This window comes from Mesorhizobium sp. WSM4814, from assembly GCF_055811595.1.
This window is the reverse complement of sequence record NZ_JBVVQT010000034.1, coordinates 15627-40056: the sequence shown is the minus strand read 5'-3', so window position 1 is coordinate 40056 and position 24430 is coordinate 15627. Positions and strand designations below refer to the sequence as shown.

18 protein-coding genes and 1 tRNA gene are annotated in these 24430 nt (G+C 60.7%); 7 read left to right on the top strand and 12 right to left on the bottom strand.

The window, feature by feature from the left end; all coding sequences use genetic code 11:
- Positions 1-404 precede the first annotated feature (404 nt).
- The 3 genes from AC0L2V_RS30130 to AC0L2V_RS30120 all read left to right on the top strand — a co-directional run bounded on the left by AC0L2V_RS30130 (position 405) and on the right by AC0L2V_RS30120 (position 2454).
- Positions 405-1289 carry a D-alanyl-D-alanine carboxypeptidase family protein gene (locus AC0L2V_RS30130; protein ID WP_473521964.1) on the top strand — a complete coding sequence of 295 codons (885 nt, stop codon included), beginning with the start codon at positions 405-407 and terminating at the stop codon, positions 1287-1289.
- Positions 1290-1697: 408 nt separating this feature from the next.
- Positions 1698-1774 (top strand) — tRNA-Arg (locus AC0L2V_RS30125).
- 170 nt (positions 1775-1944) lie between these two features.
- Positions 1945-2454 (top strand): helix-turn-helix domain-containing protein, encoded by a 510-nt coding sequence (locus tag AC0L2V_RS30120; RefSeq protein ID WP_473521963.1) that lies wholly within the window; start codon positions 1945-1947, stop codon positions 2452-2454.
- Here AC0L2V_RS30120 and AC0L2V_RS30115 read toward each other — a convergent pair.
- The gene (locus AC0L2V_RS30115) at positions 2344-3489 is read right to left on the bottom strand and encodes a hypothetical protein (protein WP_473521962.1); all 1146 of its coding nucleotides are present in this window, start codon (positions 3487-3489) and stop codon (positions 2344-2346) included. The two genes, AC0L2V_RS30120 and AC0L2V_RS30115, sit on opposite strands and share 111 nt — an antisense overlap.
- Positions 3490-3962: 473 nt before the next feature.
- On the opposite strand from AC0L2V_RS30115, the gene AC0L2V_RS30110 reads away from it, so the two are divergent.
- Entirely contained in the window at positions 3963-4283 is a 321-nt protein-coding gene (locus tag AC0L2V_RS30110) for a DUF6946 family protein (RefSeq protein ID WP_473521961.1), read from the top strand.
- Positions 4280-4762 carry a hypothetical protein gene (locus tag AC0L2V_RS30105; protein WP_473521960.1) on the top strand — a complete coding sequence of 161 codons (483 nt, stop codon included), beginning with the start codon at positions 4280-4282 and terminating at the stop codon, positions 4760-4762. Before AC0L2V_RS30110 ends, AC0L2V_RS30105 begins: the two co-directional genes overlap by 4 nt.
- A 785-nt stretch (positions 4763-5547) precedes the next feature.
- Here the strand turns inward: AC0L2V_RS30105 and AC0L2V_RS30100 are convergent.
- The 6 genes from AC0L2V_RS30100 to AC0L2V_RS30075 form a co-directional block, all read right to left on the bottom strand.
- A complete protein-coding gene (locus tag AC0L2V_RS30100; RefSeq protein WP_473521959.1) occupies positions 5548-8850 on the bottom strand; it encodes a DUF499 domain-containing protein in 3303 nt (1100 codons plus the stop codon).
- A 66-nt stretch (positions 8851-8916) separates the two neighbouring features.
- Positions 8917-11829 carry a DUF1156 domain-containing protein gene (locus tag AC0L2V_RS30095; RefSeq protein WP_473521958.1) on the bottom strand — a complete coding sequence of 971 codons (2913 nt, stop codon included), beginning with the start codon at positions 11827-11829 and terminating at the stop codon, positions 8917-8919.
- A complete protein-coding gene (locus AC0L2V_RS30090; RefSeq protein WP_473521957.1) occupies positions 11826-12323 on the bottom strand; it encodes a hypothetical protein in 498 nt (165 codons plus the stop codon). The genes AC0L2V_RS30095 and AC0L2V_RS30090 overlap by 4 nt, the downstream gene beginning before the upstream one ends.
- On the bottom strand, positions 12320-13174 hold the full coding sequence (locus AC0L2V_RS30085) for a hypothetical protein (protein ID WP_473521956.1): 855 nt from the start codon (positions 13172-13174) through the stop codon (positions 12320-12322). The genes AC0L2V_RS30090 and AC0L2V_RS30085 overlap by 4 nt, the downstream gene beginning before the upstream one ends.
- Positions 13171-16668, bottom strand: coding sequence for a helicase-related protein (locus AC0L2V_RS30080; RefSeq protein WP_473521955.1), 3498 nt, complete (start codon positions 16666-16668; stop codon positions 13171-13173). The genes AC0L2V_RS30085 and AC0L2V_RS30080 overlap by 4 nt, the downstream gene beginning before the upstream one ends.
- A gap of 25 nt (positions 16669-16693) precedes the next feature.
- A complete protein-coding gene (locus AC0L2V_RS30075; protein ID WP_473521954.1) occupies positions 16694-17557 on the bottom strand; it encodes a BrxR family helix-turn-helix transcriptional regulator in 864 nt (287 codons plus the stop codon).
- 340 nt (positions 17558-17897) lie between these two features.
- On the opposite strand from AC0L2V_RS30075, the gene AC0L2V_RS30070 reads away from it, so the two are divergent.
- Positions 17898-18131 carry a hypothetical protein gene (locus AC0L2V_RS30070; RefSeq protein ID WP_473521953.1) on the top strand — a complete coding sequence of 78 codons (234 nt, stop codon included), beginning with the start codon at positions 17898-17900 and terminating at the stop codon, positions 18129-18131.
- A gap of 73 nt (positions 18132-18204) precedes the next feature.
- Here the strand turns inward: AC0L2V_RS30070 and AC0L2V_RS30065 are convergent, their stop codons facing one another.
- Both AC0L2V_RS30065 and AC0L2V_RS30060 read right to left on the bottom strand, forming a co-directional pair.
- On the bottom strand, positions 18205-18531 hold the full coding sequence (locus tag AC0L2V_RS30065) for a hypothetical protein (RefSeq protein WP_473521952.1): 327 nt from the start codon (positions 18529-18531) through the stop codon (positions 18205-18207).
- Between the two features lie 208 nt (positions 18532-18739).
- Complete coding sequence (locus AC0L2V_RS30060) at positions 18740-19243, bottom strand: MarR family winged helix-turn-helix transcriptional regulator (protein WP_473521951.1); 504 nt, start codon at positions 19241-19243, stop codon at positions 18740-18742.
- A gap of 132 nt (positions 19244-19375) precedes the next feature.
- Here AC0L2V_RS30060 and AC0L2V_RS30055 point away from each other — a divergent pair, with 132 nt between their 5' ends.
- Complete coding sequence (locus tag AC0L2V_RS30055; protein ID WP_473521950.1) at positions 19376-19864, top strand: methyltransferase family protein; 489 nt, start codon at positions 19376-19378, stop codon at positions 19862-19864.
- A gap of 30 nt (positions 19865-19894) precedes the next feature.
- Here the strand turns inward: AC0L2V_RS30055 and AC0L2V_RS30050 are convergent, their stop codons facing one another.
- The 3 genes from AC0L2V_RS30050 to AC0L2V_RS30040 all read right to left on the bottom strand — a co-directional run bounded on the left by AC0L2V_RS30050 (position 19895) and on the right by AC0L2V_RS30040 (position 24417).
- Positions 19895-21679 carry an ABC transporter ATP-binding protein gene (locus tag AC0L2V_RS30050; RefSeq protein WP_473521949.1) on the bottom strand — a complete coding sequence of 595 codons (1785 nt, stop codon included), beginning with the start codon at positions 21677-21679 and terminating at the stop codon, positions 19895-19897.
- A gap of 208 nt (positions 21680-21887) precedes the next feature.
- Complete coding sequence (locus AC0L2V_RS30045) at positions 21888-22832, bottom strand: acetamidase/formamidase family protein (RefSeq protein ID WP_473521948.1); 945 nt, start codon at positions 22830-22832, stop codon at positions 21888-21890.
- Positions 22822-24417, bottom strand: coding sequence for an ABC transporter substrate-binding protein (locus tag AC0L2V_RS30040; protein WP_473521965.1), 1596 nt, complete (start codon positions 24415-24417; stop codon positions 22822-22824). Before AC0L2V_RS30040 ends, AC0L2V_RS30045 begins: the two co-directional genes overlap by 11 nt.
- Between the last annotated feature and the right edge of the window lie 13 nt (positions 24418-24430).

Below are 24430 nucleotides of genomic sequence, written 5' to 3'. Positions count from 1 at the left end.
GAACCCCCTCGCGCACAATGCGCAAAACTGTTCGCGATGTCCTCGCACACCTGTTCGCGATGTCTCCGGTCCAAACACCCACAAGGGGGAGGGAGACTTCCGTTGGCGCTGACCTCGGCAAATTGCCTGCCTTTCGGAACAAAGGGGAAGTTAAAGGCGCGCGGCAGCGTTCCCTCCCCCTTGTGGGGAGGGTTAGGGTTGGGGGTCAATCGTAAGGCGAAAGCCTCGGCCCCTCTCCCCGTCACTATACGGGGAGAGGATGCCGGCAGGCAGGTGAGGGGCGGCGCCAACGCCCGGGAAATTCAACCCGAAGCGATTGCCGTGAACACCGGCATTAACCAAATGGACGGCACCATTGGGTTAGGCTAGTTTCCCACTCGTCTCAGCAACAGCTTACCTTCAGAATGTCCAAACCGCGCCACCTCCCGCTCATCAAAAAATTTGTCGCGGCGTTTGCGCTGCTGGTGCTGGTTGCCGGCTGCGCGACGACGCCGACCGAGACCATGCTGGCGGTGCCGGCGCCGGCGCAGAAATATGCGGCTATGGTCATCGATGGCAGCGGCAGAACGCTGTTCGAGGCCAACTCGACGGCGCCGCGCTATCCGGCGTCGCTGACCAAGATGATGACGCTCTACCTGCTGTTCGAGGCGCTGGAGCAGAGCCGCATCAGCAAGACGACGCCGATCCCGGTGTCGGCCAACGCCGCCAGGCAGCCGCCGACCAAGCTGCGCTTCAGGCGCGGCGAGACGATCGACGTCGATTCGGCGATCCGGGCGATCACCGTCAAATCCGCCAATGACGTGGCGGTCGCCGTCGCCGAATATCTCGGCGGCAGCGAAGACGCGTTCGCCGCGATGATGACCGCCAAGGCGCGCCAGATCGGCATGCGCAGCACCGTCTTCCGCAACGCCTCGGGCCTGCCGGATGCCGGCCAGCAGACGACGGCGCGCGACATGGCGGTGCTCGGCATGGCGCTACGCGCCCGCTTCCCGCAGCATTTCCACTATTTTTCGGAAAGCGACTTCATGTTCCGAGGAAGGCTGGTGCGCGGCCACAACGACATGCTCGGCCGCGTCCGCGGCGTCAATGGCATCAAGACAGGCTATATCAGAGCCTCAGGCTTCAACATCGTCACCTCCTACGATGCCGACGGCCGCCGGCTCATCCTCGTGGTGATGGGCGCCGACAGTGCGCGCCAGCGCAACGACCACGTCGAAGCGTTGATCCAGCGCAACCTGTCGCCGGCGTCGAACGCGACGACACGGCTGCTGTATGCCGGGGAGCAGTGAGGGGTTACGTTCGGCGGGGGCGAGCTCGTGATCGGTGTCAGCGATCCGTGTCAGTTTCAACTTGACAGGTGACGGCAGGTATGCTAGGAATTTATTCACAGTGCTGAGTTGCGCCAACGGCCCGCCCCACCCAGGCGGGTTTTTCATTTCAGGCTTCGGCGGCGCCATTCTTCATCCGATGAAACCGCAGGTTTGCTGGCCTTTGGGCTTGGCTTCTCGCACCTACGAGGGTCATTGGCAGGCTCCAGATCGTGGCCACAGTGGAATGAGCAATCCGGAAAATGCGTTATTCCGAGTTCGCAGCCCTACCGCCGCCACTTGCCCGTTGAAGCCCGCGCCGGCTTCCGCTAAGAAGCCGTGGCTGGCCGGTTACCCGGCTGTTCGTTTTCCGGATCGTCGATCCTGAAGGCACCCGTAGCTCAGCTGGATAGAGCGCTGCCCTCCGAAGGCAGAGGTCACAGGTTCGAATCCTGTCGGGTGCGCCAACATTGTCGGACGACACAGAAGTTTGGACAACGACACAGATCGTTGGACCCTTCGCAACTAAGAAAAAGCTCGGCGGCGACCTCCCGAGTTAAAGCGACTATGCCGCCATCTCTCCGCGGACGCCTTCCGCGCCATTCTGAAGCGGGCAGCATGGCTACAGGACCGGAGAATGCAGAAGTTTGTTGGTGTTTTGCGCCGGTGGGAAGGCGGTGACCTTTCGATGATGGAAGCTGGCGAGTTGCTCGGCATGTCGGAACGGCAGTTCCGGCGCTACCGGGACCGTTACGAAGAGGCTGGGGAAGCTGGCTTGCTTGATCGGCGATTGGGCAAGATTTCGACGCGCCGGGTCGCCGTCGAGATGATCATGCGGGACGATGCGCAAGCTGAGACGAAGACCGAGTACAAGCGCGTCCAGGCCGCCAAGCTTGTCCACAAAATGGCATCGGGAACGCACAAGCGATGGGGCGAAGGTGCTGCCATGAAGGAGTTGCACGTTTATCCTAGGTCGCGCGGACGCGTTCTGCGACACATCGGCGTGGATTTAGAACAAGCGGCGGAGCTTATCCGGTCAATTCCCGAGGAGCGTCGGGCCGGCGCCCCGACCACGAATGTCGACGGCATTCAGCGGCAGCAGTTCCGTGCCATCGGCCGCCACACGCGGCTGCCTCCAAAACGCTGACTCTGTTTGCGGGTCCGCAATAACGCTCGTCGCAGATGCGTGGACGATCGGCTGTTGTCGGCGATCAACCCGGTATAGCGTTTCCGCATCAACGGTGAGTAGCAACGCATTGTCTCCGAACACCGTCCGCAAACCGTCTTGAAACGCTGGCGTGAATTGCTCCGGCAGCGGAATAATGCCCGATCGCGTTATCACTGCCGTCATTGCCGTCCGCTGACTTGCCTCGGTTCCAAGTTCGATAAGTTCGCTCGTATCAAGGTCGAGAGAGCCCGGCTGTTGGCGCTTGGCCTGCGAGAGCGCATGCGCCGTCCGCTTGAAGCCCATCCCGTGGGCGAGCGCCGCAAAATGGCCAAGGGCAATGCTCCGCTGAAGGGCATCCAATTCGTCCTTGGTTGGCGAGCGCTCACCGTCCGCAGGGTCATCGACGCTCAGCCATGGCCAGCTCAGTTTAGCGTCGCCATGTACTGCCCATCGCGTTGCAATAGCGAACCGCTTGATCGCAAGCTCGACCGAACCCGATTTGATCACGATTCGCGTAGCTTGTTCGATCGCGGCAGCGAGCGACGGTGCCACACCGCTCGTGTTGTGCGATCCCTTTGCTTCAGCAATCGCGACTTCCGGACTCCCTGCCGCAGTAGCCGTTATCCAATCCGGAAGGTCACCTGGCTTAACACGGGAGACCGACAAAGTTGGCCAGCAGGCAAGCTCATGCGTGTCGGAGCGGATCGGTTCAAAGTAGTAGTAGCCAAAATAGCGAGTGAGATAGGCTCGTGCAACGAACCTACCAAAGAGCCCCGACAGCGCACTCCGTGTTTCACGAATCTGTCCCAAACGAGCTACCCAGCGAAACCATCCATCTTGGGGAACAAGCAACTGGTCGAGTACTAAATCGAAGGGCGACGCCGAAAGTGACATCTGCACGATCTCACGAATCGCGGCGTCGGCAATCTCCGTGGTAGTCAACTCGAGGGGGTTCTGACCGTAAGTTCCTTGTCCGACCGGCGAGAAGTCATGGTTGAAGCGCCGAATTGTCATACTGCATTCCCACTGACGCCTCACGTAATGTGAGGCGACAATGCGTAGACCCAATCGCCTTCCAAAATTGTTAAAGGGTGAACGCAGGAGACTGCGCCGCTGCGTACTCCGGGCACCATCGCGAACTTGGCTGGACACTGTTACATTGTGATGCTACATAGCTGCTGGGGCAGCGACCGTTAAGCTATTGAAATCAAATAACCCTTCGACGTAAATGGTGTATCCCTCCATCTCCGCCAGATCGCATTAAGTTCTGCGACGCTTGACGATGTTGACGCTGAGATTGAAGGCTTAGTAAGTAGATCGAGAGATCAGGTTTTCGGTCAGAGAATGGGTCACTTCATTCAATACCGATTGTCCGAGAATCCGAAAGCGAGTGCTCCTACACTTTCGGCGGAATTTCAAAACAGGTTCTCAAAGGATTGGAAGAATCCCGGCTTCAGGAGGGCGGTGGCACCAGGGAAGGGCACCTCGTGGTGGACAAACGCCTTCGCATGCGTCAGATCTGCGATCTGTTGGGCTTAGATGGCGTTCCGCCATTGGACGCACGTTATCAGCTGCTGCACCGAACGGCGTCAGCGCTGTTGGAGGCCAAGCGGTTCAAGACGGACGAAGCGGCGATGATCGTTCATTCATTCTCCATGGCCCGAATGTGGTTCGCAGACTTCGAGCGGTTTGCCGGGCTTTTCGGCAGGACGGTGCGACCAGATCAATCTGTGGCTATCGTTTTGAATAGTGGACAGCGCCTCCGGCTCGGTTGGGCGACGGGAAATCCAGGGCATCTCTCCCAATGAAGATCATCCGCTTGGAACCAAGACCGTACACCTCGAAGCAGATGGGCGACGCTTGCGAAATGATCGTCGCAGCGGAACTGACGCTTGCTGGGGTTCCTGCCCTCAAGGTTCCTGACAACTGGCCCGGCTATGACGTCATTGCGCAACCGTGGGATCGGCCAGCTCAGCGCATCTCCGTTAAATCGCGCACGTTCAAGAAGGGGGCTGCCTATGTCGGCTACAACGACTACGACCTGTTCGATTGGCTCGCCATAGTCCTGCTTCCTGGGGGCGAGTTCACAGAACGCACAATCTATGTGATCCCAAGAGCCCTCGCGGAGAATTTGGCGCGACGCGACAAGCCGACGAGCAAGACCGCCGCCGAGCGGTACTTCCGGGTCGACCAAGTGCCCGAGCTATTCGCGGCGTGGCACTCGAACTTCCAGCTGGTTGGCCAAATCATTCCAGCTGGATTTGCCGAGACGCATGTGGCTGGGTGAAAGGCGCGTCACCTGGTCGAACGCGGCCATGTAGTCGGCTACCGGCCATTCCCACGCTTCCTGAATGCGATACTCCCGGTCGTAGAGTATCCAGATTAGATAGTCCCAGTCGTAGTTTCTGGCCTTAGCGCAAAGTGTTACCTTGCTGCCCGGTCTACCGCTTGGCCTGTTCGCTTTGACCTGATAGCGGACCCCATCGCGCGTGAAATCATAGCCCTGTTGGACGGCAGTCGCCTTTAACTGCGACTGCCGAAAGGCTTCCTCCGACATCCCCACCAGTGTCACTGCCGCATCGTACTCGGAAATGGCAGTGGTGATCGAAGGCGCTACCCCATACCGATCCTGCCAAGCCAAGGCCGTTTCGACTAGCCTATCTCGGAGCGACATCGTTTCGATGGCCGTAATTCCCCCAATAGAAATGGGTGCGATGCCGAGATGTTTGCCATCGTGAGTTTAAGATAGCGATAAAATCACCAGCGATGTCCGCCGCTTCGGCGCGGTCAGCAGCCCGTTCGATTTCTGGCCACGCTGTCTGAAGTTGGTTCTAGGCTAGAGCCTCATCATTGTCGCCCTCCGGCTCGAGGGCAGACTCCAGAAGCCAAGTCAGAGTCCCATCCGGAAACTGGACGGACGGCATTCGGCTGCCTGCCCGCAATCTTCCCCGCCCTGCAGGATTCCCGCCCGGGTGGGGCCAGTTTCAGGCGAACAAATGCGCCAATACCTAATGTCATTCCCAAACTGCCCTCCACCCCAAAAGTACCGCTGACAAATGACCTGGTTGGTTCTCACTCCACCTTCTTGTCCACGAAGCTCAGCGTCGTCGCGTTCTCCATCAGTGTCCGGATCTTTCCCCGATCCAGCCCAGAAGGAATTTCGGCATCGATCTCGAGTTTCAAGGACACCTCACTCCCCGGTAGCGTCGTCAATTGCTCGATGATGCCCTCGACGATCTGACGGAATTCATGCGCCGGCCGTCCGGGTGCAATCATCACCGCCCCGATAAAACGCGTTGGCTTCCGCTCCTCGCTGGTCGCCGATGAGGCCGATGTTGCTCCCATCGCGCTCGCGGACTCTTGCATTCCGCCCACGTTGGTCCCGCCGGCCGTCTGAGTGTCGGTTTCGACTTTTGCCTTCGGCCGCTTCCCCTCGGCGACATCCGGTTTGATGATGACGCTGTCGCTGTCGATCACCACGGCCGCATTCGCCGAGTTTTCGATCGCCAGCCCGACATAGGACTGCGTCGCCTCGTCATACCGCTCCGCATAGGCGAACGGCCCGGGCAGCATGTTCGAGATCGCCGATCTCACGGCATTGATCAGCACGGTCCGGTTCTTGACCCGCGGCAGGTAGGTGTAGCGGTTCAGGTACTCCCACAGGTCCTTCAGTGAGAGATGTGGCTTCCCGTTCCAGATGTACTTCTGCAGGTCGCGGTCGAGCCGGCCGGGGCCGAGTTCCGGCATCAGTCCTTCCTCGCTCACCAGTTTTTTGCTGGCGCGCGACAGGACGCCGTCCTGTGCCGCGATCCGGCCGGTCATCCACTCGATGTCCTTGGTCGCGTCCTCCTGGATCGGGTAGATCAGGTAGCACCAGGTTTCGCGCATACGCGTCTTCATGGTTTCCTGCGCCTCGGCGAGTTTCGCCTTAGCGAGCGCTTCGTCGCTCTGCGTCAGGTTGAGGCGCTCGGTGTCGCGCACGATCTCGCCCCAGGCCAGCGCCGAACGCATGGCCTCTTTCAGCCCGTCAATCTGCTTGGTCTCGGCTGCCAGGAACACAAGTGTGTTGCGGTAGACGCGCGGTGCGGAGCCGCGCTGCATGAGGATATCCTTGGCTTCGACCATCGCCTCGGAGCCGTCGCGGCCGGAATGCGAATGGTCGATGCCGAGCACCACGCAGCGTACGCCGCCTGCCTCGTCCGGAACCTCGCCAGAGTTGGCCGGAGGGGGAACCTGGACTGCATCGAAATGGCCTCGGTCGCCGATGCCATTGATGTATTTCGTCAGTTCCTTGTCAATCGTGACCAGGACCAGCGCCTCCTCGATCTGCCCGCCACGGTCGGCGGCGATGCGATTCAAGCTGGCCGAAATGGAATACCAATGCTTGCCAAGGTCGGAATGCATGAACTTGGCCTGGTTGGTGAGCCGTCTGAGCGCATCGCCGAAGATCATCGGGCGTTCACCGGGCTGGACCACGCCGAGATTGATCTGGCGGTCGTCCAGCCCCTTGTTCTGCTGTTGGTGCATGGGCGCAGAGCCCATGAAGATGGCACGCGCAACACGCCGCGTTGCCGAATAGCGATTCAGGTTAGGTTGGGATTGATCGATCTTGTAAGGCGTGGACATCGTGCCATCGACATCGCCCGCTATGATCGACTGCCACGCTGGCTCCAGATAGTGCAGCAGCTCGGGTTCAACGCGTGCCGAACTGATCGCCACGCTGCCCGGCATGATCATCACCGACGGGTCATTGTTCATCCACAATTCGTGGATCGCCTGTGCCATCAGTCGCAGCACGCCGCGGGTGCGCTGGAATTTCTCCAGCGATCCCCAACTCACATAGAGCTGGTCGAACAGTTCAGGATGGATGGGATACGCCTTCTCCAGCTTGCGGCGATAATCCTCGTCGGCTACGCCCTGCGGGAAGTCGTTTGCGTTCTCCCGGTACAGCTTTGCGAACTGCTTCAGCGAGTTGTCGCGATGATGGAAGCGGTCGCCCGGGATTTCCTTGAACAGACGCCGCCGGACGATCTCGTAGCTCTCCTCCTGGCTGGCCGGCCGCCATGAGGATTCGACGCGGGAAAAGGTCTGCTTGAGCCGCGCGAGCGCTTCCTGTCCGCCTTCGCCGCCGACCTCGATCTGGCTCGCGGGAAGCGACGCAACCAGCAGCGTGCCGGGGCTGGTTTTCACAGCCTCGGTCAAGGACTGGACGAAGGAGAGATTGGCGTCAAATGAGCCGGAGGGCAGCCCGTCGACCTTGTAGATCTGGCGCAGGTAAGCGACCCATTCGTCGATCAGGATCAGGCAGGGCGCAAACCTCTTGAAAAGGGATTCGAGCAGGTTGGACCCTGGTGCGATTCCTTTGGCGTCGTTCTCCGCCACCATCGCGAAACCTTCAGCCAGACCAAGCTGATATGCGAGTTCCCCCCAAGTCGTCCGGATCTCCAGTCCTTCCTTCGTCTTGAGGGTATCCTGCGGTCCGCGTGATGTACCGACTAGCACGGCACGGCTGATCTTTTCCGGAACGGTTAAGCCCTCCTTCTGCAAGAGCTGATCGAGTCCCGGCAGGTCACGCGCCGGGGCGCCGCCCGCCATGTGGTAGAGCGCAAGCATGGAATGGGTCTTGCCGCCGCCAAAATTGGTCTGCAACTCGACCACTGGGTCGCCGCCCGTGCCGGACAGCCGCTTCGCTGCACCGACCAGCAGTGTAGAAAGCCCGTCCGTCAGATAGGTGCGCGCGAAGAATTCCTTTGGGTTGGAGTATTCCGACGGCGCCGAGCCGTTGTGAACCTTGCCGAGGTCGGCGGCGAACTCGGCCTGGGTAAACTCGCCAGTGGCAACGTCCTGATGCGGCTCTACCACCTCCCGCCATGGCAGGAGTCCTGCAACCGTTTCCACCGAAATGTCAGAGCGCTGTGTCTTGCGGCGCTCCTCATTGCGTTGAAGCTCGGTGAACTTGATGCGCAGGATCGTGTCGCGCATGACGCCGAGCTTCTCAGCGGTCTCGCCGGCGCTGATCGAGTTCATCAGACGGCGCATGGAATCCAGTGCGCGCTCGGCATCGTCATAGGTGAAGTTCTCGTTGTGATTAAGCCGATTGCGGACTTCGAGCAGCTCCGAGACAAGTGCACGCTCGGCATGGCCGAGCACATTGCCGAAGGCGTCCCTCCAGTAGGCGAGCATGGTCTTGAGCAAGCCAGCCTGATCCCATGCTACTGAGCCCTGGCCGACGCGTAGGCCGCTGATGCGCTCTACGACCTGCACGGACCAATGTCCGGTCAGTGAGGATTCGAGCCTCTTCTCAACGAACGGAGTTAGCGCTTCGGGAAGAAGCTCCATGCCCTCGAAAACATGCTGTCTTGCGCTTTTCGCCATTGTTTTGCCCCCTTGGGATTCATGTCGAAGCCGCATCAGGACTGCCCGGTCCTAACGCGGCAGTTATTAGACGGCCATCGAATATTGCCCGCCACGGGTCGCAGATTCGGAACTGGCGGCAAGCCGCGTCAGGTCCGACCACACGGCGATCAGCGCGTTGTAGGAGGTCGCCTCCTTGGCGTCCTTGCGCTTTTCGCAGATGTTATAGAGGCAGTAAGCGAGATCCTTTACGTTCTCGGCCATCGCCGGACCGACCGCACGGATCAGCACCGCCGCCTCGTATTCGCCGCCTGCCTCAAGCGCGCGCACCACCTGCTGGAGGCACTCCCAGACGGTGAGATGCTTGTCCTCGGCGGGGTCCCAGTCCTCCGGCAGTTCCTCGCGTTTCAGGATTCGCACCTTACCCGCCGAACTGTCCAGAATGCCGGCATGCTTCCCGCTTTCGACTGAGACACCGCGCCCACGCGCAATATTGTCTGCTGTGCCATAGGGACCAGCGGTCAGCCCGAATTGCTCGAACCAGGTAATCGCAAGGCGCGTGTCGGCATCGAACTCACCAACCACGTCGTTCAAATATTCATCCACCTCGCGGTTAATGAGTTGGAGCGCGGATTTCACGCTCATCGGCGTGTCGTCGCTCTCCAGAACCGCCGAGTGGCGCGAGAAAATGCCCATACCGGGGCCGATCGACGCCTGGGGAATGTCGGATGGCGCGATGTTGGCCGCGAGCAGTTCACGGAGTGCCTCGGGCAACTCGCGCTTCAAAGCGCGGATGAATTCGGCGCGGGAGATCGCACCTGCTGTCTCCTCTTTCTTGCGGCAGACAAGAACGACCGAGTTGGCGAGCGCATTCATTCCCTTCTTTAGAGCGTTCGTCGCTTCGGTCCTCACTGGCCAAGTGCGGACCACCACAAAACCCGCTGAGCAGACCGCCTGCAAGAAGCTGGCCCATCCGGATGAAGAGATACCTTCTTCTTCGACCTCGGACTGTTTGAATGCATAGTAAATCGCGACTGGATATCCGGCGTTAGCCTCCGTGACAATGTTACGGACCGCAACGGACATTCCGTTCATGAAGAATTTGTGGGCGCCTTCTTTGCCGCCGTGTCTATGCGGACTCGCCACCAACTGCTCGGCCTTCGGGACCGCGATGGTTCCAAATAGATCGGGGTAAATCGAGCGAAGGGGGCGCTTCAGCCATACATAGAAGAAATCTGAAAGGTCCGCATACTCAATGTTGTCGTAATACGGCGGATCCGTGGAAATCACCGGTGGGATCTCAAACGTGTGTGGCGTAGCTGCGTCGCGCTGAAACTCACGTCCGGGTGAATTGTTCAACCCTACGACGTCTAGCACCTCTGCGAGTGACGCTGCTGTCCCCGCTATGTCTCCACCAGTACCCGCGAACGGATTCGTTTCCGCGAACGTCCATTGCATAGGCAGCACCTGCCTTCCCAAAGCGCCTGCCAATCGACCCATACCCGGCTCCCAAATCGCCAACGCACAATTTCGAGTAGTCGCCTTACTAATCGCGAACGCCAGATAGATGCTGATCACTTCGGAGTAAGCTTCAGCCCCTTTGCCGCCGTCTCGCAACGGGGTATCATCATCGGGTAAGCCGGCCTCAATGGCCGAAGCCCTGATTTCGGGACGCAATACATCGATAAGCATGCTAAATGTGCTTAGTGATTGGAGCTGCCTCTCGGTATAAAGTTCGTGCCAAAACTTTATGCCATATCCTCTGCCACTCAAAAGATCCTTTGACTTAGGGTCCATCAACTGATCCGGTTTCCACTCGGCCTTGGCGGATCGAGCTATTGCCGCGTCGTTGTCGGTGGGGGCAATATAAACACGGCCACCACTTCCGCTAACCACAAGTGCAACAAGCGTGCTCCCTAGTTCGCCAGCATTTGAACGGGCCTTGACGTACTCCGGTGTGATCGCCGCACCAGAGATTACGCAGGTGAAATTGGCACCTCTCCCCGCTTTACTTCCTAGCTTGGCTTGTTCGATTTCCGCTTTCGTGCCTCCACGTCTGATCCTGAAGCGGATCTTTTTTGCGGCTTTGTCAACGACCGGTTCTACCCATGCCTCGTTCCCATTCTTGGTATTAAGGGCAAAACTGGAAGCGAGTGGGACATGCACATCAGAGAACGCCGGGTCCGGGCTCGGCACCGTCCGCGCCCAGATCCAGGCAATCACCGGTGCAGTTCGGCCTCCGTATTCTTTCGGCATCTCAACAGGCTGATAAAGGTGATGTAGGCGCTCGAAGGCCATGTCTCGCATTCTCTGTCCGAAATAACGAACGTCCTCTGCGATGCCCTCCGCATTGCGATAGTGGTTGCGCTCGCTGCCGCCAGGATGCATCGGCGGCATATCCTTGAACTTCGACGGAAACTCTATCAGCGCCTTGCCGATCATCACGGCGACAGGATTCAAATCGCTGCCATAGGCGGGAAGTCCGAGCCGCTGCGCCTCTAGAGGAATCGAGCCGCCGCCAGAGAACGGGTCATAGACGGACGGCAGCTCACCACCGCAGCTCTTGCGGATTTCTGCCCGCGCCTCTTCCAGCACCTCCTCGTTGGTCGAGTTCTCCCAGATCACCAGCCTTTCGATTATGCCAAACAGGCGCTTGCGCTCCAGCTCGATCGCTACGTACTCCAGCGTGATCTCCTTGTTATCAGCGGGAAGCGCCTTGCCCTCCTGACGCCTCTTCTTGCGGTCGCTCAGGCGCGCGCTCAGTTCCCGCTCTGCGGCGGCCTTGGTGCTGGCATCGCTGAGGAGGTTGTCGACGTGACCCGAGGGGTCGTCGACAAGCTGCGCGAACAGCACCGCCCGGCACGCCGCTAGCGGACGTCGTGCCCACCACAGATGCAGCGTCGAGGGATGGCCGTGCCTGATCGACTTCTCCTTCGCCGACGCCTCGTTGATCTTCTCCAGCGGAATCGCGACTTCGATGAGTTTTTTCTTGTAGGTCATGCCTGTACCGGAAATTCGATGGTGGATGGCGTGGCGACCAGTTCGGGTCCCCGCGGTGGAGCGTTCTTGCGCCAGCCGCCCTTGATGGTTTGGACGGCCGAGATCGGCATCTGCTTGCCCTTCGGCAGTTCGAAGAGACCCTTCACATGCCAAAAGACGGCCCAGTGGCCCTGATTGTCGGACGTGTATTGTCCCGTCGTCGGAGGGCGGTTCGTCATGCCTTTGGAATGCTTGCCGCTGCCGCTCTCCTCGGAACCGACGTACCAGCCGCCCCAACAGACGACGAGGGACTCCTTGAACGCCACATCCTCATGTGAGGGATAGATCAGAACCGGAACAGGCGCGCCGTCCCGCATCTCTTCTACCTTCCGGAACAGCTCCCACTTTCGCAAGCCGAAGGCGACGAAACCTCCCTTCTCGGCTATGGCCTTGCCGGACTGCAAGTGCTCAAGCGGCACCGGCGCCAGAATGGCGAAATCCGTCGTGACGGTCATGGTATTGCCCCCTGCGGATATCTTACGAGACTGACGCGATATCGATAGGGCGCAATCTCCTCGATCCGCACCTTGTCACCAGCTTTGGCTCGATTGAGCTTGTAAAACTGGCCCACCCACGCTCTACGACGAAAGAAATTGTGTCGCTCGCCGTCTATGTCGGTTCGAGCTAGCTCCGGGCCGCCCCAGTCGATGATGACCTCTCTCTTCGCCAGCTTCGATTTGTTCGAGCCGCCGATCACATCGTCCGGAAATCGATGAAGGTGTTGGCGTAAGTAGAAGTGGTCGTTGTCGAGATTGCCCTGCGTAATTTCGACCTCACAGATCAGCCGGGCGCCAACACGATGTGCCTGCGATCCATCAAGCGGCGCGTCAGGAGCCGGGATGCGTCGATCTTGGGTCGCCGGCTTGCTTGGTGCTGCCATGACGACCGTCGGTTCCGCGAGAACGCTGGATAGAATTCCTAGCTGGCGAGCAACCCCGTCGGACACGCTCGCGTCCAAATTTACGGGGTTCATGGCGCCTGGCTTGTGACGGTATGGGACAGGCGACGGCAACTTTCTGACGTCCGCGAGCTTCCAAGGCGTGGTCCATTTCGCCACCTGACCGCTGCGGATCGTCTCGGCAGGGATCCTGTGTTTGTCAAAGGATGCGATCATTTCATCCTGTGACAGTGGCCTGCCAACATCCACAAGACGTGCGACGCCCCAGACGGCGCCGGTTCCTTTCCGGATCAATCCGATCCAGCCGCGGTGGCTCCACGGCTTTGCCCGCATCTCCCACGTCTTCTTGCCGTCTAGAATGTAGCCGATCCACGGATCGTCGATGATCAGCCCTTTCGCGATATTCACGATGGTCTTTCCCCCTTCTCAAGCAATTTCTTCAGGTCGACCTGGATGGCGGTGACGGCGAATTCAGGCTCCTGGCTGAACGGTCTGCGGACGTAGATCGGCTCGCGCGCGAATCCCTGATCGACATGCACGACGGCCAGGATGAACTTCTCCGGCTCATGCAGTGACGTGATTACCTCCTGACGAGTCACCATGACACTGTCGGCACCGTCGATCCGGCCCTTCACTTCAATGAAACGCATGTGTGCGCCGCCGCGCGAGGCTATGTCGTAGCCAAGCTTCCGCGCCGAGACATCATCCGGATCGTTGCCAAGCGCACGTTCGGCGGCCATCACAGCATTCATCGCCGCGATCTCAATCTCGCGGCGCGCGACAGGATCTTCGGAAAAGCCACTCCCAACACCCAAGGTTGGCAGCAGCGACGCCAGCAGCCCGCGCGGGATGACCACCATGCCGCCGCGAATCCTTGGCGGCTGTGAGCTGATAAATTTTTCCTGTTCCAACTGGGCTTCCCGACGCTTGCGGCGCTCGGCCAGATCCTCGGCGCGGCGCTGGGCATTCTGCCAATTCAGCCGGGTCTTCTTGCCCGCGCGTTCTTCTTCGCGGAGTTCGGCTGCGCGGTTGTCCCAGTAGTTGATCTCCTTCGCCAGCCGCGCCTTGACCTCCTGCTCGACCTTAGCGATCTCCGGGAGCCGCCGGGCCTTCACTTCGGCAACGTGGCGCTGCGCCATGTCCACCGTCGCGAAGCGCAGGGCGGTCTTCTCGAGGTCGGAGTTCAGCCATTCCTGTTGGAGCACGTCCTTCACCAGCTCCAGCTCTTCAGGGATCGCGGGGCGCAGGTTCAGGTGCGGCGCGATACCCGCATCATGCGCGTCGCCATTCTGTCGGACCGCCGTGAACTGGAGCTTCTGAGATACGACATGCGGCTTCCCGAGGCTGGTCTGACGACCGTCCTGCACGCTGTGTTCCAACAGGAACACCGCGGCCATGTCGTGACCATCATCGGTGTCATCGACGAGGACGGCGCCCTGCTTCAGAACGTGGTCATATTCCTCGCGCACCAGCGAGATCACCGATTCCAGCAAAGGGTGGCCGGGGCATACGAAGCTCGCCACAGGCTGCTGGTTGATCCGGCTCTTTTCGAAGCAGATGCGCTCGTATTTCTTCTGGATCGGCGCGCCCATGCCGATCTGCCGATCGCGCTCGCGAACACGGAGGGGGACATGGGTGATCTCGAAACGGCCTTCCTCGCGCTTCCTGATTTGTCCGCCGAGACGCTGGAACGCTTCGATGAAGAAGCTCTGGATATGATGCGGCTGGAGGCGCTGGGCCGCGGCGCGTTCCATTTCCAGCCGCAGCTCCTCCACGGCCGCTTCCGGCATGGTGTCGTTTGTCAGCGCCCGGCGCTTCAGGAGATCGAGCAGGTGTGCCTGATCGACCGCTCCATCGACCTGACGCAGCAGCCTCGCCTTCACCTCCTCCTTCTCGCCATACTGGATCGCCTCAAATAGCAGATCCTTCAGCGCGACGCCTTCGAACAGCTCCCCCAGCACATCGTAGACTCGACCGCCGAGCGCCTCGCGTGCCGCCTCCAGCTTTTCTAGCAGACGTGCATAGACTTCACCCTCGCGCGTATCTGCTGCAACGAGGTTCCAGAGGTGGCACACCTCGGTCTGACCGATACGATGGATGCGCCCGAACCGCTGCTCGATTTTGTTCGGGTTCCACGGCAAGTCGTAGTTGACCATTAAATGGCCGCGCTGGAGGTTCACGCCTTCTCCAGCGGCATCGTTGGCGATCAGCACCAGCAGATCGCGATCCTGCATGAAGCGCTCGATGATCTTGCGCCGCTCGTCGCGCGTCACCCCGCCGTGGATCACCTCGACCGCTTCAGGATTGCCCAGGCGACCGCGGACTTTGTCGGCGAGGTAGTGCAGCGTGTCCTTGGGTTCGGTAAAGATGATCAGCTTGCGGCGATTGCCCGTGGCGTTCGTCATGAGATCATCGTCGAGGATTCGATTGAGCTGAGTCCATTTGGAGTCGACACCGGACTGGACGACGGACAGCGCCATCTGCTCCAGTTTCCGGAGCGTCTCGACTTCCATGGCGAGTTGCTCGACGGTTTCCGCGGTTGTCGCGCCCGTGGAGATCAGGTCCTCGAATTCGTCAATCTCCTCCTGGCTCAACTCCTCCAAATTGCGCAGGGTCTCGCCGTTGCTCTCGACAGCACCGAATCCTGCCTGGCGTCCTTTCGAAGTCAGCCGAGCCTCGGCTAACTCGTTCTCCAGCCGCTCCCGGCGACGCTTCAGTGACTGGTAGATCGCCGCGGGCGATGAGGCGAGCCGACGTTGGAGAATCTGGAGGGCGAAGCCGACATTGTTCCGCTTGCGGACATCGCTGTCAGCGAAGCGCTGCACGCGGTTCATTTCCGTGCGGACGTATTCAGTCACCGCCGAGTAGAGGGCGGCTTCGTTCTCCGACAATTCATACTTGACGGTGCGAGCGCGCCGTTCCGGAAACAGCGGGCGACCGTCGAAACGAAGGAGTTCCTCCTTCGTCAACCGACGCATCATGTCGCCGGTGTCCGCGTAATGCACGCCATCGCGGAACCGGCCTTCAAACCGATCGCCGTCGAGCAGCGCCATGAACAGCTGGAAATCTTCTTCCTTGCCGTTGTGAGGCGTTGCCGACATGAGCAACAGATGCCGGCAGAGCTCACCGAGCTTCTGCCCAATCTGATAGCGCTTGGTATATTTGACCTCGCCTCCGAAATAGGTCGCCGACATGCGGTGGGCTTCGTCACAGATGATGAGGTCCCATTCGGCCGACTTGGCGAGTTTCTCCTGCAGGTCTTCGTTCCGGGCGAGCACGTCGAGGCGGACAATCAGCCGGTTGCGGTCCTCGAAAGGATTCCCAGAGCGAGAATTCTCGATCATGTCCCGGGTCAGGATGTCGAACTCGAGATTGAATTTCTCGCCGAGTTCGTCCTGCCACTGCTCCACCAGGCTGCCAGGAGCCACTACCAGGCAACGCTCCAGGTCGCTGCGCGCGATTAGTTCCTTTATCAGCAGCCCGGCCATAATCGTCTTGCCGGCACCAGGATCGTCGGCGAGCAGGAACCGAAGCGGCTGGCGCGGCAGCATCTCGCCATAAACGGCCGAGATCTGGTGAGGAAGCGGATCGACGAGACTGGTGTGGATCGCGAGGTAGGGATCAAAATAGTGGGCGAGCTTGATGCGATTGGCCTCGGTCACGAGCCGCAACAGGCCGCCATCAGCGTCGAATGACCATGGTCGCCCGCTGACTTCGACATGAAGGCGGTATTCATCGTCACGATAGAGCACCGCCTCAGCGACCGCGCCGCTTAGGTCCCGATAGACGACGTTGATCGCCTGATCACCGATCCAGTCGACGGACAGGACCTGTGTCGGCTGGGACGAAGCGATGCCGCGCACAGACGCGCCATTCTTGATGTCCTCGAGTCTCGCCCCCATTAGCTGACGCTCCCCCAAAATACCGTTATAGCTGCAGCTCTGCCTTTTCTAGCGCAGCTTCTGTTTCTTTGCGGTTTATCGTAACGATATGCTGCGTTCGGGCACTCTGTTTTGTCACATCGCCGAGCAGCCCAAGTCGTTTGAGCACATAAAACAGCATCGCGTAGCGGACCGAGAGAATGCCGTTGCCATGATCGAACCCGTAATCCTTGGCAACGACTTTCTTCTGGCTGTCGGTCAGATCGGGATGCGGCCCGACGATGACATCGAAATAGTTGTTCCAGTGCCAGTCCTGCTCACCCGTCGCGCCCGGCGTTTCCTTGCCGCCGACCTCGAGAATGCGCGGCAGAAGGAAATCCTTGAACTCGTACTCGAGGTGGCAATAGGCCCGGGTATGCCAGCGGAACCCGTCGTAGCCGAAAGCGTGGGGCGTGATTCTGCGCCAGATCGGATCCGGGCGGGAGCGATTCATCGACTGATAAAAGATGTCCACAGAGGCGCTTTCGCGCATGGCGTCGAGAACCCTGCGCAGGACCTCGATCTCAATGTCCCGCTTGGGCGTCAGGGCGATATCGGCGCTGGGAAGCGTGGCGATCCAGGAATCATGAGCCGGCACGGTGCCTTCGGCCACCGAACGAAGCTGCGCGAGATAGATATAGGGGTCGGGGTCGAGAAAGCGCAGGACGAACTTGTCGGCCGCGACATAGCGCTTACTCCGGTTGTCGTAGTCCATGTTTCCGGGCGCCCGCTCCTGATAGAGCGTCAGGTCTTTCGATGCCTGCGGAATCGAAACGCCGAAGCATTCCTTGATGTCGGCGCGATTGATCGAGCGCTCCCAGAACAGGCGGAATTCAATAAATTGAAGCCTTTGCTCGACACCCCAGCGCACTCGTCGACCTCACTAATACGGCTATAAACTATACGTACTTAATAAGAGATGCGTCTAGTTCATAGATTCATCCTAACAGCGAGTCAACGGCATGGAGGCTGCGATTGGCAAAAGCCAGCGTTATTACCGACGTCTCCAGTACACACGTCACCTATGTTTCGGGTCGGACATGGGTCCATTCCGGACACATGGGTGAACCATTTCTCTGCCAACCTTTCAGCCCATCTCGTAAAACCGGGTCCGCCTGCCCATGACGGTCACCTTCGATCTCAGCCATGGCCTGGAACCCAATCCGCCTCAAACGATTTGTTCGTGCGTAGATCTTGAAGGGGAGAAACCATTGTCCGCACCTGACGAAATGGATGTCGTCCTCGAAAAGCTGCCTTTGAGGATCGGCGCCTACGTGCCCGACGATTTGCTGGAGGACTGGTTCGCGCCGGGAACGGGCATGAACCCGGTCAGCAAGGAAGCGCTGGCGGCGGCCAAGGCTTACGGATGGCGCTTCGAATGCGAGTTCAAATACTACCCCGAACGGATGGAGGGCGTGTTCTGGAAGTGGGTGCCGGCGATCTGATCCGCGCAAGTGCCATCAGCCCCTTGGCGCTTCAGTGATCGAGGTTACCGAGAGATCACTCCCCCTGATCTTCTCAGCCGCCGCCTATCGGCGTCGTCACCTTTCCGGTTCCGCCGCATTCGGGGCAGGTGCGGCCGTCGATCATGCCTGTCCCGGCGCAGCGGCGACAGAAATTCTCGCCGGTGCCAGGAATGCCAGCCGGGACTTCGTCGGGATTGGCTTGACCTTCGCCAAATTGCTCGGGTTTGCCTTGCAGTTGCTTTCTCAACCGGGCGACCGCGGCCTCGTCGACCTCAAGCGACGTGCTGCTGTCATCAGGCAGACCTTCGCCGGATTGGCCTATGGTTTCGTTGCGCGGCCGGTCGTTCGTGCCTGTCGTTATCTTTGATTTCTGAGCCATTGCAGTACTCTTTGCAAATTGCAGGTGCAGCTCTCAGCTCCTGCGGTTCGAACGCCTCAGCTCCGCAGAGGTTCCGGCTGGCAAATGTTCGCCGGCAGGGCGGGCGGAAGCGGCAATCAGCCAGGCTCATCCAGGCTGAAACGGCACGCGATCGGGGAGGCGCTCAAGCAGGATTCCCCTCAATGGCGCCGCGGCCTTTGCGTCAGCACTACGACAGCCGCTCCGACCGCACTTTCACATCGTCGCTCAGCTGCCGCACGATCCCGGCGGTCTTGCGGATATCGGCTTCGTCGAGAGCGACGCCCATGGTCGAGGCGATCGCCAGGAGTTGGGCGTTCAGCTCGCCGTAGCGCGCAGCACCCTTGCGCGTCAGCTGCACAAGCTTCGAGCGCCGGTGTTTTGGATTGTAGATGAATTCGACCAGCCCCTCGGCCGCGAGCTCATCCGCCAGCCGCTGCATGCGCTGGCGGCTGGTGGGCCGCATCTGGGCGATCTGCGGCACGGTGAGCGGGCCAAGCAGCGCCAGGCTGCGCATGAAGCCGAACGAGCCGCCGCCCCAACTGGTGATGAGCCCGGTCTTCTGGCCAAGAGCCCGTACCCTGAAGAAGCACTGGGCCACTTCGAGCATCAGCTCGGCGATCGCCTCGGCTTTGCCGTCGACGATGGGGTCCGTCCCCGTCGTTCGGTCAGTCCCGTGTCGTGCCGACGCCATCGCTTCAGTTCCCTTTTGCCGGTGCCATTTCGGCGATTGACACCTCCGTTGTCAACTTTTAGAATGACACCTTAGTTGTCGTTTCTAGGCGGCTATGGGCTTCGTAGCCCTCCAGCATTTGCGGGAGCAGACATGGCAATGGACCCGGCTGGGCAAACCGACAGCGGAACCGCAGGTGTCGTCGCGAGACCGCCGCTGCTGTTTCTCGCTGCTTTCCTGATTGGCTTCGTGCTGGATCGCCTGCTGCGCTTGCCGTTCCCCGGTCCGGGGCTGGTTAGCTGGATCATCGGCGGCGCGCTGATCTTGATCGGTTTTGCGCTTTTCGCCGCGGGCATTCGCAACTTCATGCGCGCGGCGACGCCGGTACCCACGAATGAGCCGACGCGCGTGCTGGTGACGACCGGTATCCACGGCTGGACGCGCAATCCGATCTACCTCGGCATGTTCCTCATCTATGGCGGCATCGGCGTGGCCGCGCAGAATATCTGGATCCTTGTCCTCACGCTGCCGTTGGCGATCCTGATCCGCTACGGCGTCGTCGCCCGCGAGGAGGCCTATCTCGAACGGCGGTTCGGCGATGCGTATCGCGGCTACAGGCAAACCGTGCGGCGGTGGCTCTGAGCGTCGCAAGAATACCGACAGTTGCGCACGTCAGGAAACCGCAACGAGATGACCGTTGCCAAGATCCCTCAGGGCCAGTTTCGGCGGCTCTTCGCCAATTTTTCGGGTCGGGCTCGGGATTTCCTGATCGAGACGCGCGAAACGCGGCCGGCGCTTTGCCGGATCGGGCACCGGCACGGCCTCGATCAACCGTTTCGTGTAGGGATGGCGCGGGTTCGAAAAGACCTGATCGCGGGTGCCCATTTCGACGATCTGGCCGAGATACATGACGGCGACACGATCGGAAATGTTCTCGACCACCGCCATGTCGTGCGAGATGAACAGATAGGCGATGCCGAATTCGTGCTGCAGTTCCTTCAGCAGGTCGAGCACGCGGGCCTGCACCGACACGTCGAGCGCCGAAACGCTCTCGTCGGCGATAATGAGTTTGGGCCTGAGCGCCAAAGCGCGCGCGATGCAGATGCGCTGGCGCTGGCCGCCCGAGAATTCGTGCGGATAGAGCTCCATCTGGTCGGCCGAGAGGCCGACGCGCTCGAACAGCGCCGCCACAAGCTGGCTGCGCTCTTCCTTCGAAGCGATGCCATGGATCAACAGCGGCTCGGCAACGAGGTCGCCGACGCGCATGCGCGGGTCAAGCGAGGCATAGGGATCCTGGAAAATCATCTGCACGTCGCGGCGAACCGCCTTGCGCTGGTCACGGCCAAGGCCCGCCAGATTGCGCCCGCCGATGACGATATCGCCGTGGTAGGGCACAAGCCCGGCCAGCGCCTTGGCGGTGGTCGACTTGCCGCAGCCGGATTCGCCGACCAGCGCCAGCGTCTCGTGCGGCGCGATCGAAAAGCTGATGCCTTCGACGGCGTGGACACGGCGGTTCACTTGGCCGAAGAAGCCACCGCGCAGGTCGAAGCGGACATGCAGATCGTTGACCACCGCCACGCTTGCGGGCATTTCCGCTTCGACGGATTTTTGTTCGGCGGATTTTTGGCGGCCGACGCCGGTACCAATGCGCGGCACGGCGGCGAGCAGTTCACGCGTATAGTCGGCTTGGGGGCGGGCAAAGATATCGGCGGCTGTTCCCTGCTCGACCATGCGGCCGTGCCGCATGATGACGACGCGATCGGCCATTTCGGCAACCACGCCCATGTCGTGGGTGATGAGGACGACGCTGGTGCCGTGTTCGCGCTGCAGATCGCGCAACAGTTCCAGCACCTCGCCTTGAACGGTGACGTCGAGCGCCGTCGTCGGCTCGTCGGCGATCAGCACATCCGGTTTCAGCGCCAGCGCCATGGCGATCATCACGCGCTGGCGCATACCGCCGGACAGTTCGTGCGGAAACTGTTTTAGCCGGCTTTCGGCTTCCGAGATGCGGACGGCCTTCAGCGCCTCGATGGCGCGTCGGCGGGCCTCGGCACGCGACAGGCCGGTATGGGCCTCGATGGACTCGACCAGCTGCCGGCCGATCGACAGCACCGGATTGAGCGATGTCATCGGCTCCTGGAAGATCATCGCGATGCGGTCGCCGCGAATACGGCGCATCCGACGCTCATCGAGCACCGCCAGATCGATGTCACCTCGATCCATATCGTGAAGCCGGATCATGCCTGACGATATGCGGGCGGCAGGCTGCGGCAAGAGCTGCATGATCGCCAGCGCCGTCATCGATTTGCCGGAGCCGGATTCGCCGGCAATGCAAAGCGTCTCGCCACGCTTGAGCGTCAGCGACAGGTCCGACACGACTTCCCGTTCGCCGTCCTCGCCGCGCACGCTGACGGAGAGGTTGGCGATATCGAGGATGGGGTTGTCGGCGAGGGTCATTGTGGGCGCGGCCGGGAGAAGGTCGTGTTCCTGCGCACCCCCCTCTGTCCTGCCGGACATCTCCCCCGCAAGGGGGGAGATTGGCAGTTTCGCCCCCGCGGCCATTCTTCGCCGTTGAAGATTGGCGAAATCCCTCGTGACATCCGATCTCCCCCCTTGCGGGGGAGATGGTCGGCAGACCAGAGGGGGGTGTGACGGAACGCAGCGTTCATTCAAACACGCAGCGCGGGAAATAGAACGACACCACCCAGTTCGGCATGTCGACGATCTCGCTGATCCTGAGATCGCCGCAGACCGAAACCAGCATATAGGCCTCGACCGGGTCCATTGCGTAGCGGCCGGCAAGCAGGTCGATCATCTGCGAGACCGCTTCCCTGGCTCCCGTCATCAGGTCCGGTCCGATGCCGGTCGTCACCTCATAGCCCTTGGCATCGAGATGGCGCGTCACCGGACCCGGCGTGGTGAAGCGCGGCGTCTTCAACCGCGCATTTTTAACCAGGTCGAGCTTGAGCACGACATCCATCGGGCTTTCGATCGCCGTGCCGCACACTTCGCCGTCGCCCTGCGCGGCATGCGTGTCGCCGACCGAAAACAGCGCACCGGCCACCTCCACCGGCAGATAGAGCGTGGTGCCGGCCGCGAGATCGCGGATGTCGAGATTGCCACCGACGCGCCTTGGCGGCACCACCGAGTGGAGACCCATTTCAGCCGGCGCGTTGCCGATAGTGCCGGCAAAGGGTTTTAGCGGCACCCGCGCATGCTTGCCGAACAGCGCCGGCTCGAGCGAGGCGGCGTCGTATGTCCAGATGTTCAGCGCCGGCTCCGGAAAATCGTCGGCGAGCAGCCCGAACCCCGGAATGTTCGCCGTCCAGCCGAAGCCGGACGGCTTGAACATCTCAATTGTGATCTTCAGCGCGTCGCCCGGCTCAGCCCCGTCGACATAGATGGGCCCGGTGACGGGGTTCACCTTGGCGAAGTCGAGCAAAGCGACGTCGTCCACAGTGCTGTCCAGCGTCAACTGGCCTCCGGACGAGTCCAGGCACTGAAACTCGATGGTCGAACCGGGCGCCACCCGCTCAGTCGGGACAAAGGAATTGTCCCAGCCGAAATGGTGATGGCGCCCGTGGATGGTGTAGTCGCAGTTATTGCACATCGGTCACATACACATTGTCGTAGTTGATCGGGATATGGACAGGGTCGACATAGAGATTGTCGGCGCCGCCCATCCGGGGCGATTTCATGGTGAAGCGCTGCTCGTTGAAGACCGGCACCCAGGGCGCGTCTTCCATGATCTTGCCGTAGATCGCGCTCCACATCCTGGCACGTTCGCCTGATTTGGCCGGATCGACGATCGAGTCAGCCTCCGCCGCCTTGGCGTCGAGATCCTTGTTGCAGTACCACGACCAGTTCCAGCCGCCCGGAACCGCGCCGGCGCAGCTGAGGATCGGCCCGTAGAAATTCGACGGATCGGGGAAATCGGCGATCCAGGCCATGCCGCCGGACCAGATCATCGGCGCGCCGGCCTTGTCGCCGCCGGCGGCGATGACGTTGGCTTGCGCGAGCGACTGGATGCTGGCCTTGATGCCGATTGCCGCCAGGTCCTGCTGGATCGCCTGGGCAATGCGCGGGTTGGGATCGGTGTTCATGGCGAACAGCTGGGTGTCGAAACCATCGGGATGACCGGCCTCTGCAAGCAAAGCCTTGGCCTTGGCCACGTCATAGGGATAGCCCTTGAATTCCTTGTCGTAGCCGGGCATCGACGGCGGCAGCGGCTGGTTGGCCGGCACCCCGCGGTTGTTGATCAGCTGGACGATACGGTCCTTGTTGATCGCCATGTTGACCGCTTGCCGCACCTTCACATTGTCGAAAGGCGCCATGGTGGTGTTCATGGTGATGTAGCCGGTGTGCAACTGGCCGCCCTCGACGACACGGGCCTTCTGCTCGGGATCGGCCATCACCTCCTGGAACTTGGCCGGCGGAATAACGTCGCCGAGCACGTCGACCTCGCCCTTCTGCAGCCGCAGCAGCGCCACGATCGGCTCCTGCCCGATCTCGAAGGTGACCTTGTCGAGATGCGGCAGGCCCTTGTGCCAGTAATCCGGGTTGCGCTCGAAGACGACGCGCTGGCCGAGCGTCCATTCGGCGAACTTGAAAGCCCCGGTGCCGACCGGATGCTTGCCAAAATCCGCGCCGTATTTCTCGACCTCCTCCTTCGGCACGACATGCGAGAAGTTGATGGCCATGACATGCAGGAAGGTGGCGTCGGGCCGGGTCAGTTCGAACTTGATGGTGTAGGGGTCGACGACGGTGACGCCCGCCAGGCTTTCCGCCTTGCCTGCAGCTACATCCTCGTGGCCCTTGATCGAGCCAAAGAAGCCGGCGCCCGGGCTCTGCGTCTTCGGATTGGTGACGCGATCGAGCGAATATTTCACGTCGTCGGCAGTCATCTCGCGGCCATTGTGGAACTTCACCCCCTGGCGCAGCTTGAAGGTGAAGGTCTTGCCGTCGGGCGCGATCTCGTAGCTCTCGGCGAGGTCGGGCCGCAGATTGGTGGTGCCCGGCTCGTAGTCCATCAGGCCGTCGAACAGGCTCTTGATCATCGACCAGTTCTGCCAGTCATAGCCGATGGCCGGATCGAGCGTGGCGACGTCGTCCTTGTAGGTGATGGTGATCGCGCCGCCCGGCTTGGCGTTCGGATCGACGGCGTGTTCGGCGCGGGCGCTTGTCATGCCGAGCATCAGCGCGAGCGCC

Bases quoted from the DNA above. Each gene is read 5' to 3' on its own strand.
- AC0L2V_RS30130 (WP_473521964.1), top strand. From the start codon at position 405: ATGTCCAAACCGCGCCACCTCCCGCTCATCAAAAAATTTGTCGCGGCG.
- AC0L2V_RS30120 (WP_473521963.1), top strand. From the start codon at position 1,945: ATGCAGAAGTTTGTTGGTGTTTTGCGCCGGTGGGAAGGCGGTGACCTT.
- AC0L2V_RS30115 (WP_473521962.1), bottom strand. From the start codon at position 3,489: ATGACAATTCGGCGCTTCAACCATGACTTCTCGCCGGTCGGACAAGGA.
- AC0L2V_RS30105 (WP_473521960.1), top strand. From the start codon at position 4,280: ATGAAGATCATCCGCTTGGAACCAAGACCGTACACCTCGAAGCAGATG.
- AC0L2V_RS30100 (WP_473521959.1), bottom strand. From the start codon at position 8,850: ATGGCGAAAAGCGCAAGACAGCATGTTTTCGAGGGCATGGAGCTTCTT.
- AC0L2V_RS30095 (WP_473521958.1), bottom strand. From the start codon at position 11,829: ATGACCTACAAGAAAAAACTCATCGAAGTCGCGATTCCGCTGGAGAAG.
- AC0L2V_RS30090 (WP_473521957.1), bottom strand. From the start codon at position 12,323: ATGACCGTCACGACGGATTTCGCCATTCTGGCGCCGGTGCCGCTTGAG.
- AC0L2V_RS30080 (WP_473521955.1), bottom strand. From the start codon at position 16,668: ATGGGGGCGAGACTCGAGGACATCAAGAATGGCGCGTCTGTGCGCGGC.
- AC0L2V_RS30065 (WP_473521952.1), bottom strand. From the start codon at position 18,531: ATGGCTCAGAAATCAAAGATAACGACAGGCACGAACGACCGGCCGCGC.
- AC0L2V_RS30060 (WP_473521951.1), bottom strand. From the start codon at position 19,243: ATGGCGTCGGCACGACACGGGACTGACCGAACGACGGGGACGGACCCC.
- AC0L2V_RS30055 (WP_473521950.1), top strand. From the start codon at position 19,376: ATGGCAATGGACCCGGCTGGGCAAACCGACAGCGGAACCGCAGGTGTC.
- AC0L2V_RS30050 (WP_473521949.1), bottom strand. From the start codon at position 21,679: ATGACCCTCGCCGACAACCCCATCCTCGATATCGCCAACCTCTCCGTC.
- AC0L2V_RS30045 (WP_473521948.1), bottom strand. From the start codon at position 22,832: ATGTGCAATAACTGCGACTACACCATCCACGGGCGCCATCACCATTTC.
- AC0L2V_RS30040 (WP_473521965.1), bottom strand. From the start codon at position 24,417: ATGCTCGGCATGACAAGCGCCCGCGCCGAACACGCCGTCGATCCGAAC.